Origin of the sequence: Rhizobium sp. RAF36, assembly GCF_052114105.1 — a bacterium.
In the GTDB taxonomy this organism is placed as follows: Bacteria; Pseudomonadota; Alphaproteobacteria; order Rhizobiales; family Rhizobiaceae; genus Rhizobium.
In genome coordinates this window covers 7501-21834 of sequence record NZ_JBFREC010000007.1, presented here as the reverse complement: position 1 = coordinate 21834, position 14334 = coordinate 7501, and the positions used below count along the sequence as shown (strand labels likewise).

15 protein-coding genes are annotated in these 14334 nt (G+C 62.3%); 9 read left to right on the top strand and 6 right to left on the bottom strand.

Annotation, left to right across the window (positions count from 1 at the left end; translation table 11 throughout):
- Positions 1–9: 9 nt before the first annotated feature.
- The 6 genes from AB4Z25_RS21995 to AB4Z25_RS21970 all read right to left on the bottom strand — a co-directional run bounded on the left by AB4Z25_RS21995 (position 10) and on the right by AB4Z25_RS21970 (position 5779).
- On the bottom strand, positions 10–843 hold the full coding sequence (locus AB4Z25_RS21995) for a hypothetical protein (protein WP_442209001.1): 834 nt from the start codon (positions 841–843) through the stop codon (positions 10–12).
- Between the two features lie 3 nt (positions 844–846).
- Entirely contained in the window at positions 847–1950 is a 1104-nt protein-coding gene (locus tag AB4Z25_RS21990) for a fused MFS/spermidine synthase (RefSeq protein ID WP_442209000.1), read from the bottom strand.
- Positions 1950–2387: an adenosylmethionine decarboxylase gene (speD, locus tag AB4Z25_RS21985; RefSeq protein WP_442208998.1), complete on the bottom strand. Its 438-nt coding sequence runs from the start codon at positions 2385–2387 to the stop codon at positions 1950–1952. Before speD ends, AB4Z25_RS21990 begins: the two co-directional genes overlap by 1 nt.
- A gap of 158 nt (positions 2388–2545) precedes the next feature.
- Positions 2546–2992: a pseudoazurin gene (locus tag AB4Z25_RS21980; RefSeq protein ID WP_442208997.1), complete on the bottom strand. Its 447-nt coding sequence runs from the start codon at positions 2990–2992 to the stop codon at positions 2546–2548.
- Between the two features lie 114 nt (positions 2993–3106).
- A complete protein-coding gene (locus tag AB4Z25_RS21975) occupies positions 3107–5029 on the bottom strand; it encodes a PAS domain S-box protein (protein ID WP_442208995.1) in 1923 nt (640 codons plus the stop codon).
- Positions 5030–5047: 18 nt separating this feature from the next.
- The gene (locus AB4Z25_RS21970; protein ID WP_442208993.1) at positions 5048–5779 is read right to left on the bottom strand and encodes a Crp/Fnr family transcriptional regulator; all 732 of its coding nucleotides are present in this window, start codon (positions 5777–5779) and stop codon (positions 5048–5050) included.
- A gap of 240 nt (positions 5780–6019) precedes the next feature.
- Between AB4Z25_RS21970 and ccoN the strand changes: the two genes are divergently transcribed.
- From ccoN to ccoS, 9 genes are all read left to right on the top strand, one after another.
- On the top strand, positions 6020–7642 hold the full coding sequence (ccoN, locus tag AB4Z25_RS21965; RefSeq protein WP_112516610.1) for a cytochrome-c oxidase, cbb3-type subunit I: 1623 nt from the start codon (positions 6020–6022) through the stop codon (positions 7640–7642).
- An 8-nt stretch (positions 7643–7650) separates the two neighbouring features.
- Positions 7651–8385, top strand: coding sequence for a cytochrome-c oxidase, cbb3-type subunit II (gene ccoO, locus AB4Z25_RS21960; protein ID WP_112516611.1), 735 nt, complete (start codon positions 7651–7653; stop codon positions 8383–8385).
- A gap of 9 nt (positions 8386–8394) precedes the next feature.
- Entirely contained in the window at positions 8395–8547 is a 153-nt protein-coding gene (locus AB4Z25_RS21955; protein ID WP_112389764.1) for a cbb3-type cytochrome c oxidase subunit 3, read from the top strand.
- Between the two features lies 1 nt (position 8548).
- Positions 8549–9412 carry a cytochrome-c oxidase, cbb3-type subunit III gene (ccoP, locus tag AB4Z25_RS21950; RefSeq protein WP_442208991.1) on the top strand — a complete coding sequence of 288 codons (864 nt, stop codon included), beginning with the start codon at positions 8549–8551 and terminating at the stop codon, positions 9410–9412.
- Positions 9413–9423: 11 nt separating this feature from the next.
- Positions 9424–9609, top strand: a complete 186-nt coding sequence (locus AB4Z25_RS21945; RefSeq protein WP_442208989.1) for a hypothetical protein — start codon at positions 9424–9426, stop codon at positions 9607–9609.
- Positions 9610–9780: 171 nt separating this feature from the next.
- Positions 9781–11349 carry a cytochrome c oxidase accessory protein CcoG gene (gene ccoG, locus AB4Z25_RS21940; protein WP_442208987.1) on the top strand — a complete coding sequence of 523 codons (1569 nt, stop codon included), beginning with the start codon at positions 9781–9783 and terminating at the stop codon, positions 11347–11349.
- A complete protein-coding gene (locus AB4Z25_RS21935) occupies positions 11346–11831 on the top strand; it encodes a FixH family protein (protein ID WP_112516615.1) in 486 nt (161 codons plus the stop codon). Before ccoG ends, AB4Z25_RS21935 begins: the two co-directional genes overlap by 4 nt.
- Positions 11828–14116 carry a cation-translocating P-type ATPase gene (locus AB4Z25_RS21930; protein WP_442208985.1) on the top strand — a complete coding sequence of 763 codons (2289 nt, stop codon included), beginning with the start codon at positions 11828–11830 and terminating at the stop codon, positions 14114–14116. The genes AB4Z25_RS21935 and AB4Z25_RS21930 overlap by 4 nt, the downstream gene beginning before the upstream one ends.
- Complete coding sequence (gene ccoS, locus AB4Z25_RS21925) at positions 14113–14271, top strand: cbb3-type cytochrome oxidase assembly protein CcoS (RefSeq protein WP_112389759.1); 159 nt, start codon at positions 14113–14115, stop codon at positions 14269–14271. Before AB4Z25_RS21930 ends, ccoS begins: the two co-directional genes overlap by 4 nt.
- Positions 14272–14334 lie beyond the last annotated feature (63 nt).

Here is a 14334-nt window from a genome sequence, read left to right as displayed (position 1 = left end):
TACCCCTCCTCAAAGATCATAGAGCATGATTGCGATTTCGATCAGGATGCCGGCCAGAATGGCCGCTTCGATCACGCATGACACCAGGAACATGCGGTATTCGAAACTGCGTTCGGCAGCGGTTCCGTAGAGCGTCTCCCGCGCTTCGATCGCCTCGCCGATCAACTGAAGCCGGCGGGCGAAGTCCATCTGCTGGCAAAGCTCGAAGAAGCTGCGGCGGGAGGCGGCCGGAAGGCCGCGGTCGCCGCGCTCCAGAAGCAGCGTGGTCTTCAGAAACCACTGCCGAAGCCGTGCGGTTTCAGCCACCTTGGCGGAGACCTCACGGCTGATCCGGCGGCTGTAGGTACGGCGCTCAAGAAGTGCGGCATCGCGATACTGCCCATCCCAGGCGGTCTCGAATGCCCGCTCGTTGTCCTCGATACCAAGCCAGAGCCAGCCGAATGCCCCGATGCCTACGAGCAGGTCTCTGAAAAGCTCCGGTGCGGACTGGACGACGACGCGTTGACCGCGGATGCTGATCTGCCCGTTGCGAAGTTTGAGATCGGCGGACAGGCTTTCGAATCGGTCTTGCGCGACTGCGTTGCGCAGCCAGTCTGCTGCCGCTTCCTGTAGAGCAAAGGACGTCTGGGAACCGCTCGGCAGCAAGATGATTTCAAACTGCTGACTACTGGAATCGAAAAATGGTGCAACCGGAAAAGTCTCGTTCTCGATCGGCGTGATCGACGCGTGCAACGACACGGGACGTGGATATGAAAGGCTGCAAAGGAGGAGAGCGTCGGCGCGGCTGGCTTCACCCGGAGGAAGCAGGAACAGCCGGCAATGCTGAGCGCCGTTCGCAGCCATCGGCTACTCGTCCGCCAGCGCGGGCAGCTGCCGCATGCCGTCATCGACCGTATGGACATCGGGAGGCGGGATGAACGCCACGCCGTCTTCCAGCACCGGGCCGGCAAGGCCGAGCAGAAAGCCGGTCTCCTTGTCGAAGCAGAAGCGCGACATGATGAAGGCGCCGGTCGCGTGCTCGAGCCAGTCGTCGCCGAGCCTGGCATCGATCAGCTGGTCAAGGCGGGCAGCATTCTCCTCTTCCGGGTCGAGCCAGTCTGACGCCAGAATGAAGCCCCACATGGCGAGAAACGAAGGGATCGGCACCTGATAGCTGCTGACTTTGGTGAAGGCCGTCTGCAGCGTCCGGCGAAGTGCCGTATGGCCCTTGTAGTTGCAGGACGAAAATTCGAGCGCCTGCACGACCAGAATGCCGCCGTCGCGCAGGCAGCCGCGCAGCGAGCGATAGAACTCCTTGGTGTAGAGGTGCTGGGCCGGGCCGTTATCCAGCATGTCCACGACGTCGATGATGATGACATCGAAGAGTTCGTCGGTGGTCTCCACATAGTCCCGGCCGTCGCGATAATGCAATTCAGCCCGGGGATCGGTGAAAGCGCCGTAGTTCCAGGTGCCGAGATGTTCGCGGCAGCAATCGACCACATCCCGGTCGATATCGACCATCACGGCGCGCGTCACGTCGCGATAGGCAAGCACTTCGCGGAGCGTTGCGCCTTCACCGCCGCCGATGATCAGCACCTGGCGCGGATTGTCGTGCATCAGCATGGCCGGATGCACGAGCAGTTCGTGATACAGCGCCTCGTCGTCCTCGGCGCTCTGGATGGCGCCGTCGAGGAACAGCGCACGGCCGAAGCTGTAGGTATCGGCGATGGTGACGTTCTGAAACGGCGTTCGAAACGAACAGACGATAGACTGGGCACGATAGTGGTACTCGTCGAAGATATCGGCGTCCTCGAGAACGAAGACGCTGCCGCTCCGCGGCGGCACGTCGGTATCCAGCCCTTCGACAAAGACCCGGCCTGGCGGCAGTTCCGGCAGAGGGTAGGGCCGCGAAATCGCCGGCAGCGGCTCCAGTGCGGTCTCGTCCGGATCGTCGGAAATGACAATGACCATTACAGATCCGTTGCCTCTCTGCGAATGATCTGGCGCAGTTCCACCAGGGCAGGCGAGAGCGCTTCGACCAGTGCCGGCAGGGCATTCAGCGGATCGCAGGCGCCGCACATGAAGATATCGAGCGCTGCATAGGCGTGCTCGGGCCATGTGTGGATGGACATGTGGCTTTCCGCCAGCGAGACGGTTCCCGTCACGCCGCCGCCGGGGTCGAAGACATGAAAATTCATACCGAGAAGTGTAGCTCCCGCAGCTTTCACGGCTGCACGGAACGCTGCCTCGATATGTGCGACGTCACCGAGTTGTGCGGCGCCGCTGAAATCGGCGATGAGATGCCGGCCGGGAAGTTCGCCATTGGTCCTGCCCGCATGAACCACGCTGCCAACGGGCATGGGTGGCATGTAGCAGGCTGCAGACTTGCGATGAACGGACACCGTCATGGCGTCCCCGGCCGCTCTTCCACCCATGGAACCCAACATCGAACGGAGTTTGGAATGAGCATGCCACAAAATATTAGCCAGGCAACATATATTGCCGGGAGCCGGACGCGGGTCGCATTCAGGGGTTGCAACCCGCGCTCCGTCCGACGATGGACGCCTTATTGCGCGGCGGCCCTCGCAAGTTCACCGTCAAGGCGCTTGCGTGCCAGGTTCGGAACCTTGGCCGTCTTGATGGCGTCGAGATTGGCGGGTTGGTCGCCCACCTGAATCAGCGCTACCATACCCATGGCAAAATGCGGCGTGCACTTGACGACATATCCGCCGGGGATATCGAATTTCGTCTGGAACTGCTCGCTCGGCTTCGACTTGAATTCCGCAGCGCCATCCGGGATCAGACCCTTGAAGGTCTCGACATTGTGGCTCTTGTCGGTCGGCACGAAGGTCACGGTATCGCCGGGAGCGATCTTGATGAAGTCCGGCTCGAAGACCATGGCGCCATCAGTGCCTTTGTTGAGCATCTGGACCTGGTGATCGGCTGCCATCAGCGGCGCTGGCAAGGCGATCATGGCCGCCGTTGCGGCGATCAGGCCGTATTTCAAATTCATCGCACGTCTCCTGTTTTGCGGGCCGTTCGCCCGGAGACGTTCTAAGTCATCCACCAGCGGTGCTCTTTGATGCCGGTCAAACTTCAGGTGCGGAATCGGCGTTTTGCCCCGGGATCACCTGGCGTCGAGAAGGTCGCGGATCTTCGCGGCGAGCTCGCGGGCCGTGTAAGGCTTTCGCAGCCATTGGGCGCCGGGGATGACCTCGTTAGCCGCCAGCGCCGGTTCCGAGTAACCGGATGTGAAGAGCACGGCGATATCGGGCCGGATAGAGCGGGCGGCGCGTGCCGCTTCATCGCCGGTCATTCCGCCGGGCATGACGATGTCGCTGAAGAGCAGCGCGATCTCCGGATTGTCCTTGAGGATTTCAAGCGCCCGCCGGCCATTGTCGGCTTCGAGCACCGTGTATCCCATGCCGGAAAGCCTTGCGACGGCGATGCGTCTGACGCGAATGTCGTCCTCGGCCACCAGGATTTGCTCGTGACCGCGCGGCATCGGGCTTTCGACGGCCGATCCGTCCTCAGCGGATGCTTTCGGCGTCGGGCCGATTGCCGGGAGGTAGATGCGGATCGTCGTTCCCCGGCCGTCCTCGCTGTAGATCTGCAGATGGCCGCCGGATTGCTTGACGAAGCCATAGACCATGCTCAATCCGAGCCCAGTGCCGGAGCCGGTTTCCTTGGTGGTGAAGAATGGCTCGACGGCACGTTTCTTCACGTCTTCGGTCATCCCCGAACCGGTGTCGGTCATCGAGATCAGCACGAAGTTTCCACTGCGGACTTCGGGATACATCTTGGCGTAGTCGGCATCCAGATGCACGGACGAGATCTCGGTCGTCAGACTGCCGCCCTTCGGCATCGCGTCGCGCGCATTGAGAGCGATGTTCAAAATGGCGTTCTGAAGCTGCGAGCTATCGACAAGAACATTGAATTCGGATCCGGAGAGAATGGTCGAGAGCTTGATATTCTCTCCGAGCGTCCGCCGCAGCAGATCCGAAAAGCCGGTGAGAAGCTGTCCAAGATCGGCATGCCGGGGATTGAGCGGCTGGCGCCTGCCGAAGGCAAGCAACTGTCCCGTCAGCTTCGCTCCGTCTGTCGCCGCACCCTGCGCTTCGCGCAGCATATCGCGCAGCGGCCCCGGCGGCAGCTTGTCTTCGATCATCTCGAGATTGCCGCTAATCACAGTCAAGAGGTTGTTGAAATCGTGGGCGAGGCCACCGGTCAACTGGCCGACCGCTTCCATCTTCTGCGCCTGGCGCAGGTCTTCCTCGATCTTGAAGCGGCTGGTCAGGTCACGGACGAAACCGGTAAAAATCCGCTCGCCATTCGCCGTCGCTTCGCCGACATGCAGCTCCATCGGGAACTGCGACCCGTCCGCACGCTGACCGGTGACGACGCGGCCGTAGCCGATAATCCGCTTCTCGCCGGTTTCCAGGTAACGGCCGATATAGCCGTCATGGGCGCTGCGGTAGGGCGAGGGCATGAGATTGCTGACATTCCTGCCGCAGATCTGGTCAGAGGTCATCTCGAACAGCTTTTCCGCTGCTGTGCTGAAGGAGAGAACCGTGCCCTTCTGGTCGATGACGACCATCGCGTCGGGCACCGTCTCGAGAATAGAGCTTAGATGCGCTTCTCTGGCGCTGACGGCCTCTTCGGCTTTCCGGAGAGCACTGACGTCGCTGTTCGCCTGAATGACGGCTGGTTCGCCATCCGGAAGGTTGACGAGCACGCAGCGGGTGGCGACGTGAAGGTCGTAGCCGCTCTTGTGGCGGTGGACGATCTCGCCCTGCCAGAAACCGCGTGACCTCAGGTGTGCGTGGATATCTTCGACCAGCTCCGGAAACCGCGTGGCGAGCAGTACATCGACCTTTTCGCCGACCGCTTCCTCGCGCGCCCAGCCATACATGTTCTCGCAACCGATCGACCAATGGGTGATCGTGCCTTCGAGGCGATGCACGATGATATCGGCGCCATCGAGAACATGCACAAGCGCGTCCAGTTCCTGGGGGGAGGCCGTGCGCGGCGAGATCAGGCGATGGGGCATGGCTGCTTCCTGCTGCGATCAGTGAACGCTGACCCTATGGCAGTTTTTCTCCGGAAAATCATCTGCGTTGCCCGAGAGCTGGATCAACTTGCCCTTGCTGAGAATCCTCAAGTCATGACGGCCTTCGGGGACCACGACGTTGCGCTGCGAGAGCTTGGTGATCGTGCGTGAAACCGTCTCGATCGTCAGGCCGAGATAGTCGGCGATATCCTGACGGTTCATCGGCACGCGCAGCAATCCCGGGCGCGGCTGGGCGCCGGGGCGGGCGGCGAGCGTGGCGATGAAGCTGCACAGCCGCTCCTCGGCATTCTTCTTCGACAGGAGCACCATCTGATCATGGGCCGCTGCCGTCTCGTGACAGAGGAGTGCGATATATTCGGGGCGTAGCGCATCCGAGCGCGCCACCTCGTCCTGGAAGGTCTTGCGCGAGACGCGGCGGATCTTGCAATCGGTGACAGCCTCGGCAGTGAACAGGAAGTCGCCCTGCAGGAAGGCGCCGACGATTTCTCCGGCAAAATGGAACCCGGTGATCACCCGGCGGCCCTCGCCGATGATGCGTTGCAGGCGGACAACGCCTTCGACCACCTGAAACAGATGCTTTGCCGCATCGCCTTCCCAGCAGAGCGCCTTGCCGGCGGCGACAGGTTCGAGCGCCGAGAGATGAAACACCGACGATAGCGAGCGCCCCGTCTTTCCCGCTTCACCGGCGGGCTTTCCATGTTCGAACGCCTGGTGGTTCTGCATCAGCATCGTCGTAGTCCCCTCGTTTGCACGCGAGGGAATAGACAGCCGCTGCGTCACACGAGGATGAGCGGACGGTGCCAAATGGTGAGACTGCGTAACAGTTTGTAACAGGCTTGGTATCACCGGCTAAGCCGTTCGGTTCGTTGATGTAAATCAAGGAGTGCTGGAGAGCTCCATGACAGTCCTTGCTGCAAAGTACGAGAAAGCGCGCCGTCACGCGGCCTGCTGCGCACTGGGGATGATACCATGAACTACACAACCGAGACCGTGATGGTCGCGGTCGCAGCGTTCCTAGCCTTGCTAGGAGCGGCCTTCGCCCACGATCAGCTTTTTGCCGCACATATGGGGATCCTGTGTTTCTGCCTGTTTGCCGGAACGGTGATCCTGATGCGCCGTGTCGATTTCTCGCCGGCGGGACGTCAGCCGAAGCCGGAGGCATCCGGTTATTTCGATGAGGTCATCCGCTACGGGCTGATCGCCACCGTCTTCTGGGGTGTCGTCGGCTTCCTCGTCGGCGTGATCATTGCCGCGCAACTCGCATGTCCCGATCTCAATCTAGCACCCTATCTGAATTTCGGGCGGCTGCGGCCGGTTCACACATCGGCCGTTGTCTTTGCCTTCGGCGGCAATGCGCTGATCATGACCTCGTTCTATGTCGTGCAGCGCACCTGTCATGCGCGGCTCTTCGGCGGCAGTCTCGCCTGGTTCGTCTTCTGGGGCTACCAGCTCTTCATCGTCATGGCGGCCACCGGCTACGTGCTCGGCATCACTCAGGCCCGCGAGTATGCCGAGCCGGAATGGTATGTCGATATCTGGCTGACCATCGTCTGGGTCGCCTATCTCGTCGTCTATCTCGGCACGATCCTGAAGCGCCGCGAGCCGCATATCTATGTGGCGAACTGGTTCTATCTCGGCTTCATCGTGACCATCGCCATGCTGCACGTCGTCAACAATCTCGCCGTGCCCGTGTCGTTCCTGGGATCGAAGAGCTATTCGGTATTCTCGGGCGTCCAGGATGCGCTGACGCAGTGGTGGTACGGCCATAATGCTGTCGGCTTCTTCCTGACCGCCGGCTTCCTGGGGATGATGTACTATTTCGTCCCGAAGCAGGCGAACCGCCCCGTCTATTCCTACCGCCTGTCGATCATCCACTTCTGGGCGCTGATCTTCATGTATATCTGGGCCGGTCCGCACCACCTGCACTACACGGCGCTGCCTGATTGGGCGCAGACGCTCGGCATGGTCTTTTCGATCATGCTCTGGATGCCGTCGTGGGGCGGCATGATCAACGGCCTGATGACGCTTTCGGGCGCCTGGGACAAGATCCGCACCGATCCGATCATCCGCATGATGATCGTCGCCATCGCTTTCTACGGCATGTCGACCTTCGAAGGGCCGATGATGTCGGTCAAGACCGTCAACTCGCTCAGCCACTATACCGAATGGACCATCGGTCACGTGCATTCGGGTGCGCTCGGCTGGGTCGGTATGATCACCTTCGGGGCGATCTATTACCTGACGCCGAAGCTCTGGGGCCGCGAACGGCTCTATAGCCTGCGCATGGTCAACTGGCACTTCTGGCTCGCCACGCTCGGCATCGTCGTCTACGCCGCCGTGCTCTGGGTCGCCGGCATCCAGCAAGGCCTGATGTGGCGCGAATACAATTCGCAGGGCTTCCTCGTCTATTCCTTCGCAGAAACCGTCTCCGCGATGTTCCCCTATTACGTGCTGCGCACGCTGGGCGGCACGCTCTATCTTGCCGGTGGTCTCGTCATGGCCTGGAATGTCTTCATGACCATCCGCGGACGTCTGCGCGACGAAGCCGCTATCCCGACCGCTTATGTGCCTCAGGCACAGCCTGCCGAGTGAGGTGAACCATGGCATCGATACTGGACAAACATAAGATCCTCGAAAAGAACGCGACGCTGCTGCTCGTCGGCTCGCTGCTGGTCGTCTCGATCGGCGGCATCGTAGAGATCGCGCCGCTCTTCTATCTGCAGAATACCATCGAGAAAGTGGAGGGGATGCGCCCCTACACACCACTCGAACTGGCAGGCCGCAACATCTACATCCGCGAAGGCTGCTACCTCTGCCACAGCCAGATGATCCGGCCGTTCCGCGATGAAGTCGAGCGCTACGGCCATTATTCGCTGGCGGCGGAATCCATGTACGACCACCCGTTCCAATGGGGCTCGAAGCGCACCGGGCCGGATCTCGCACGCGTCGGCGGCCGCTATTCGAACGAGTGGCATGTTCAGCATCTGTCCGATCCGCGGGCGGTCGTGCCTGAATCGATCATGCCGAAATACGCGTTCCTGAAGACGCAGGAGGTCACCGTCAAGGACATCGGCATGGACCTGAAAGCCAACGAGGATGTCGGCGTGCCCTACACGGACGACATGCTCGCCAATGCGGAAGCCGACATGAAGGCGCAGGCCGATCCCAACGCCGACACCTCGGCGCTGCTGCAGCGCTACCCGAAGGCAAAGACCGGCGATTTCGACGGCGATCCGCAGCGTCTTTCCGAGATGGATGCGCTGGTCTCCTACCTGCAGATGCTCGGCACGCTGGTCGATTTCTCGACCTATGACGATGCCACCGGCTACCGGTGAGGTGATCTCATGGAAACATACACGGCAATGCGGCACTTCGCCGACAGCTGGGGGCTTCTGGCGATGGCGGCATTCTTCGTCTGCGCCGTCGCCTACACGCTCCGCCCCGGCAGCAAGCAGACGGCCAAGGAGGCCGCTGACATTCCCCTGAAGGACGATTGAGATGTCGGAAAAGCATATTGATGAAGTCAGCGGCGTCGAAACCACCGGGCATGAATGGGACGGCATTCGCGAACTGAACAATCCGATGCCGCGATGGTGGGTCTGGACCTTTTATGTGACGATCCTCTGGGCGATCGGCTACGTCGTCGTCTATCCCGCCATCCCTATGGTAACCTCGGCGACGAAGGGTTATTTCGGCTATTCCAGCCGCGCCGAGTTGCAGCAGGATCTCGATCACGCGAAGGCCGGCCAGGCGAAGTTCCACGAAATGATCGCGGCAAAGAGCGTCGAAGAGATCGACGCCGATCCGGCACTGCGCGAATTCGCTATTGCCGGTGGTGCCTCGGCCTTCAAGGTCAACTGCGCCACCTGTCACGGATCGGGCGCCAGCGGCGGACCGGGCTTTCCGAACCTGAATGACGACGACTGGCTCTGGGGCGGCGACCTGCAATCGATCCAGACGACGATCGCTCACGGTATCCGCTTCGACGAGGATGCGGATACGCATGTCTCGGAGATGCCTGCCTTCGGCGATATCCTCAGCAAGGATCAAACGAAGGAAGTGGCCGCCTATGTCTGGGGGCTGACCAACACGCCTTCCGATCCGGCTTTGGCCACTGCCGGCAAGCAGATCTTCCTCGACAATTGCGCCGCCTGCCACGGCGAGGACGCCAAGGGCAAGGCCGAGATGGGCGCGCCCGATCTCGCCGACGCGATCTGGCTGAAGGGCCGCGGCGAGGAGGCGATCATTCGCCAGGTCATGGCGCCCAAGCATGGCGTGATGCCGGCATGGTCGGCGCGTCTCGGCGATACGACGGTCAAGGAACTGACGGTCTTCGTCCACTCGCTCGGCGGCGGTAAGTAAGGAGAGGGACAATGGTGCCACACGGGAACAATCCGCTCCTCGGGCTTTACGGCATGCCGCGCTCGATCGTGCGTTCCCGTGTCTCCGTCCGTGCCAAGTCGCTGCCGCCGGGCTGCAAGGGCGACGCGCCGGAGAAGATCGGTAGCGCGATCGTCAGCCTGACCTCGCTCAGTGATGATGAGCCGTCGAGCCGTTAAAAATTGGGAGAAGACCCCCAGTCTCTCACTGTTTTCCGGGCCGCGCCTTCGCCTCGAAGCGCGGCCCGTCTTTTTATGGCGACCGGCCGGTTGATCCTTGTTGATCTTTATCAAGGACGCTCGGCCGCCCCCGGAGGAGAACAGGCGTATCGAACGCGAAAGACATTATTTATGAACCTTTTCACAGCACCCGATCCCAAGAGCGTGGAGCGGCTCGATGTCGAGCCTGTGAACGCCCGCCGTAACCGTCAGCCGCTTTATGCGGCGCGGAAAAAGATCTTTCCTAAGCGTGCCGAGGGACAGTTCCGCCGTTTCAAATGGATCGTGATGCTTGTTACACTCGGCATCTACTATCTGGCCCCCTGGATCCGCTGGGATCGCGGACCCTACGCACCGGACCAGGCAATCCTCGTCGATCTCGCCTCGCGCCGCTTCTACTTCTTCTTCATCGAGATATGGCCGCAGGAATTCTACTACGTCGCCGGGCTGCTCCTCATGGCCGAGTTCGGGCTGTTCCTCGTGACCTCGGCGGTCGGCCGGGCCTGGTGCGGTTATGCCTGTCCGCAGACGGTCTGGGTCGATCTCTTTCTCGTCGTCGAGCGCGCCATAGAGGGCGACCGCAACGCCCGGATCAAGCTCGATGCCGCGCCGTGGAGCTTGGGCAAGCTGCGCAAGCGTGCTCTTAAACATGCTGTCTGGCTGGCGATTGCCGTTGCGACGGGTGGCGCCTGGATCTTCTATTTCGCCGACGCGCCGTCTCTGGCGGTGGCACTCGCAACCGGCGCGGCACCCGCCGTCGCCTATGCCACTGTCGCCATCCTGACCTCCACCACCTACGTCTTCGGCGGGCTGCTGCGCGAGCAGGTCTGTACCTACATGTGTCCCTGGCCGCGCATCCAGGGCGCCATGCTGGACGAGAATTCGCTTGTCGTCACCTATAACGACTGGCGCGGCGAGCAACGTTCGCGACACAGCAAGAAGGCGCAGGCGGATGGGCTTCCGGTCGGCGATTGCGTCGACTGCAATGCCTGCGTTGCCGTCTGTCCCATGGGCATCGACATCCGCGATGGCCAGCAGATGGAGTGTATCACCTGCGCTCTCTGCATCGACGCCTGCGACGGCGTCATGGACAAGATCGGCAAGCCGCGCGGCCTGATCGCCTATGCGACGCTTAGCGAATATGCCGCCAACATGGCCATCGCCACCGATGGCGGACGGACGGCGGTGCAGCCGGCCAAGGTGCGCGATGCCGGCGGCTCCTTCGTCGATGGCATCCGGCATTTCAACTGGCGCATCATTTTTCGCCCGCGCGTCGTGTTCTACGCGGCCGTATGGGCGGCGATCGGCATCGGCATGCTCGTCCATCTGTCGATGCGCGGGCGTCTGGAACTGAACGTCGTCCACGACCGCAATCCGCAATTCGTCATGGAAAGCGACGGCTCGATCCGCAACGGCTACACGATCCGCATCCTCAACATGGTGCCGCAGCCGCGGCAGATCGCGCTGACGCTGTCTGGCCTCGATGGCGCCACCATGCGCATCCCCGAACTCAGCAAGGACGATGTCCGCAGCTTCACGCTGGACGCGGCACCGGATGCGGCAACCACGATCAAGGTCTTCGTCACGCGCAAGCCGAGCACGGCTGCTGTCGACGAATTCCTCTTCACCATCGAGGAGCCCGGCGGCAGCGACCGGGCGACCTATCGCGCAGCGTTCAACGCACCTGGAGATCCGCAATGACCACCCGCGTCCAAGGCTTCACCGGCCGCCACATGCTGCTCGTCATCACTTCGTTCTTCGCCGTGGTCATCAGCGTTAACGTCACGATGGCCTGGTTCGCGTCTTCAAGCTGGAGCGGCCTCGTGGTCGAAAACACCTATGTCGCCAGCCAGGAGTTCAATCACCGCGCTGCAGAGATGAAGGCGATGACCGCATCGGGTATTGCGGGGCATATCTCGCTGAAGGACGACCGCTTCATCTACCGGATCGCCAATCCGGACGGATCGCCGGCGGCGATCGATACCGTGACGGCCAATTTCAAGCGGCCGGTCGGCGACCACGAGGACTTTTCCGTTGCGCTGGACAATCGCGGCGAGGGGGCGTTCGAGACCGATCGCCATGTCCCGGTCGGCGACTGGATCGTCGAGTTCATCTCGAAGAAAGGCGGCAGCCTCGTCATGCACGAGGCGATCCGGTTCGACACCGCGGAGTTCGTTCGATGACCTGCTGTGCGATCGATGCCGAGGGGGTGATGGCGATGAGCACTACCGCCTTCAGCGCCGAGGAGATCGCGCTTGCCAGCCATCCGCTCGGTGGTGGCTTGCATCAGCTTGATCTCAGCGTCCCCGATGTCCACTGCGGCGCCTGCATTTCGACGATCGAGAGGGCGCTGACGGCACTGCCCTTCGTCAGCAAGGCGCGCGTCAACCTGACCTCGCGGCGCGTCACCTGCATCTATGCCGAAAAGATCGGCGCACAGGCGGTAAATCCGGCCGAAATCATAGCTGCGGTCGCTGGCGCGGGATACCGCGCGCATCTCTACGCGCCGCTTGCCGCCGAGGGCGACAGGACCCGCAACCAGCTGTTGCTCGCCGTCGGCGTCGCCGGCTTTGCCGCTGCCAACATCATGCTGCTCTCGGTCTCCGTCTGGTCGGGCGCCGATGCGGCAACGCGAGACATGTTCCACTGGATATCGGCGATGATCGCCGCGCCAGCGCTGATCTATTCGGGCCGCTTCTTCTTTCAGTCGGCGTGGAATGCCCTGAAGCATGGGCGTACCAACATGGACGTGCCGATCTCGCTTGCCGTGACGCTCTCCTATGCCGTCTCGCTCTGGGAGACGATGCATCACGGCGAACATGCCTGGTTCGACGCGACCGTCTCACTGCTGTTCTTCCTGCTGATCGGCCGGACGCTGGATCATGTCATGCGTGAAAAGGCGCGGGCTGCGATCAACGGTTTGGCGCGTATTGCGCCGCGCGGCGCGCTGTTGGTCCTGCCAGATGGATCGCGCCGTTATGTGCCCACCGAGGACATCGCCATCGGCGACGAAGTCGCGGTGGCCGCCGGGGAGCGCGTCCCGGTTGATGGCGTCGTTGTAAGCGGCGAGAGCGATCTCGACCTTTCGATCGTCACAGGCGAAAGCAGCCCTGTTCCGGTTCGAGCCGGCAGTCCGGTCAGCTCGGGTTCGATGAGCCTCACCGGCTCGCTTATCCTGCGCGCCAGCAAACGCGCAGGCGAGTCGCTGCTTGCTGAAATCATTGCCCTGATGGAGGCCGCCGAAGGGGGCAGGGCGCGCTACCGCCGGATCGCCGACCGGGCGGCGGCCCTTTACTCACCGGTCGTTCATCTTCTGGCGCTGGCGTCGTTTCTCGGCTGGGGCTTCCTCGGTGGCGACTGGAAGCAGGCGATGCTCGTCGCGGTCGCCGTTCTCATCATCACCTGCCCCTGCGCGCTGGGCCTTGCTGTTCCCGTCGTCCAGGTCGTGGCGGCAGGCGAACTGTTCCGCAACGGCATCATGGTCAAGGATGGTTCGGCGCTCGAAAGGCTGGCGGAGATCGACACCGTCGCCTTCGACAAAACGGGAACCCTGACGATGGGCAGGCCCCGGCTGGTGAAAGCCGAGCCGCCTGAAGGCAGCGCTCTCTCGATCGCGGCCGGTCTCGCAGCCCACTCGCGCCACCCGCTCTCGCAGGCACTGATGCATAGCGCGCGTACCACCCCGGTGCCCTTCGATCGCGTCATCGAAATCCCCGGTGGCGGTCTCGAAGCCGTCAGCTGCGGAACGCTCTACCGTTTGGGCAGCGAATCCTTCGCCTGCCGTGGTCTGGCAACTCAGCCGGCCGAGGGCAGCCCGTTCTCGGAAGTCGTCCTATCGCAGGATGGCGTCGTTTCCGCGCGGTTCTTCTTCGACGACACGCTGCGGCCGGGAGCGCGCGAGGCCGTCGCTACGCTCCATGCTGCCGGATTCGGGACGGTGATGATATCGGGAGACCGCCAGCGCGTTGCCGGCAACACGGCGCGCGAACTCGAGATCCCCCGGGCGCTGGGCGCCCTGACACCGAAGCAGAAGGTCGATCAATGCCAGGCACTCAACAGTAGCAACCACCGGGTCTTCATGATCGGCGATGGCATCAACGACGCACCGGCGCTGGCCGCCGCCCATGTGTCGATGGCACCGGCGACTGCATCCGATATCGGCCGGCAGGCTGCAGACCTGGTGTTCTTCAACGAGCGCCTCGATGCCGTGCCGCTGGCAATCGCCGTTGCCCGCCGCTCGTCAGCGTTGATCCGCCAGAATTTCGCGCTGGCGATCGGCTACAACATTCTGGCGGTTCCGATCGCCATTTCCGGGCTGGCAACCCCGCTGATTGCCGCCGTCGCCATGTCGACCTCGTCGATCATCGTCGTCTCGAACGCGCTGAGGCTGAATGCCTTCGGCAAGTCGATCCCCGCCGGCGCGATCGCGCGTCCCGCCGGCAAGGCCAGTGAGGCGCAGGCGGCATGAACATGCTGATCTATCTCATTCCGATCGCGCTTTTCATGGGTGGTATTGGACTGGCAGCGTTTCTCTGGTCGCTGAAGAGCGGCCAGTACGATGATCTGCAGGGTGCGGCATGGCGGGCGATCGCTGATGATGATCTGGATCCGCCAGGCTCCTGATCGGCTGCCGCCGGTCCCGATCATCTCGATCGGAAGATTGTGGACGAAGGCCGCAATGGTAGC

Coding starts and splice junctions, on each gene's coding strand:
- ccoS (WP_112389759.1), top strand. CDS start 14,113: ATGAACATGCTGATCTATCTCATTCCGATCGCGCTTTTCATGGGTGGT.
- AB4Z25_RS21995 (WP_442209001.1), bottom strand. CDS start 843: ATGGCTGCGAACGGCGCTCAGCATTGCCGGCTGTTCCTGCTTCCTCCG.
- ccoG (WP_442208987.1), top strand. CDS start 9,781: ATGAACCTTTTCACAGCACCCGATCCCAAGAGCGTGGAGCGGCTCGAT.
- ccoO (WP_112516611.1), top strand. CDS start 7,651: ATGGCATCGATACTGGACAAACATAAGATCCTCGAAAAGAACGCGACG.
- ccoP (WP_442208991.1), top strand. CDS start 8,549: ATGTCGGAAAAGCATATTGATGAAGTCAGCGGCGTCGAAACCACCGGG.
- AB4Z25_RS21975 (WP_442208995.1), bottom strand. CDS start 5,029: ATGCCCCATCGCCTGATCTCGCCGCGCACGGCCTCCCCCCAGGAACTG.
- AB4Z25_RS21980 (WP_442208997.1), bottom strand. CDS start 2,992: ATGAATTTGAAATACGGCCTGATCGCCGCAACGGCGGCCATGATCGCC.
- AB4Z25_RS21935 (WP_112516615.1), top strand. CDS start 11,346: ATGACCACCCGCGTCCAAGGCTTCACCGGCCGCCACATGCTGCTCGTC.
- AB4Z25_RS21955 (WP_112389764.1), top strand. CDS start 8,395: ATGGAAACATACACGGCAATGCGGCACTTCGCCGACAGCTGGGGGCTT.
- ccoN (WP_112516610.1), top strand. CDS start 6,020: ATGAACTACACAACCGAGACCGTGATGGTCGCGGTCGCAGCGTTCCTA.
- AB4Z25_RS21990 (WP_442209000.1), bottom strand. CDS start 1,950: ATGGTCATTGTCATTTCCGACGATCCGGACGAGACCGCACTGGAGCCG.
- speD (WP_442208998.1), bottom strand. CDS start 2,387: ATGACGGTGTCCGTTCATCGCAAGTCTGCAGCCTGCTACATGCCACCC.
- AB4Z25_RS21930 (WP_442208985.1), top strand. CDS start 11,828: ATGACCTGCTGTGCGATCGATGCCGAGGGGGTGATGGCGATGAGCACT.
- AB4Z25_RS21945 (WP_442208989.1), top strand. CDS start 9,424: ATGGTGCCACACGGGAACAATCCGCTCCTCGGGCTTTACGGCATGCCG.
- AB4Z25_RS21970 (WP_442208993.1), bottom strand. CDS start 5,779: ATGCTGATGCAGAACCACCAGGCGTTCGAACATGGAAAGCCCGCCGGT.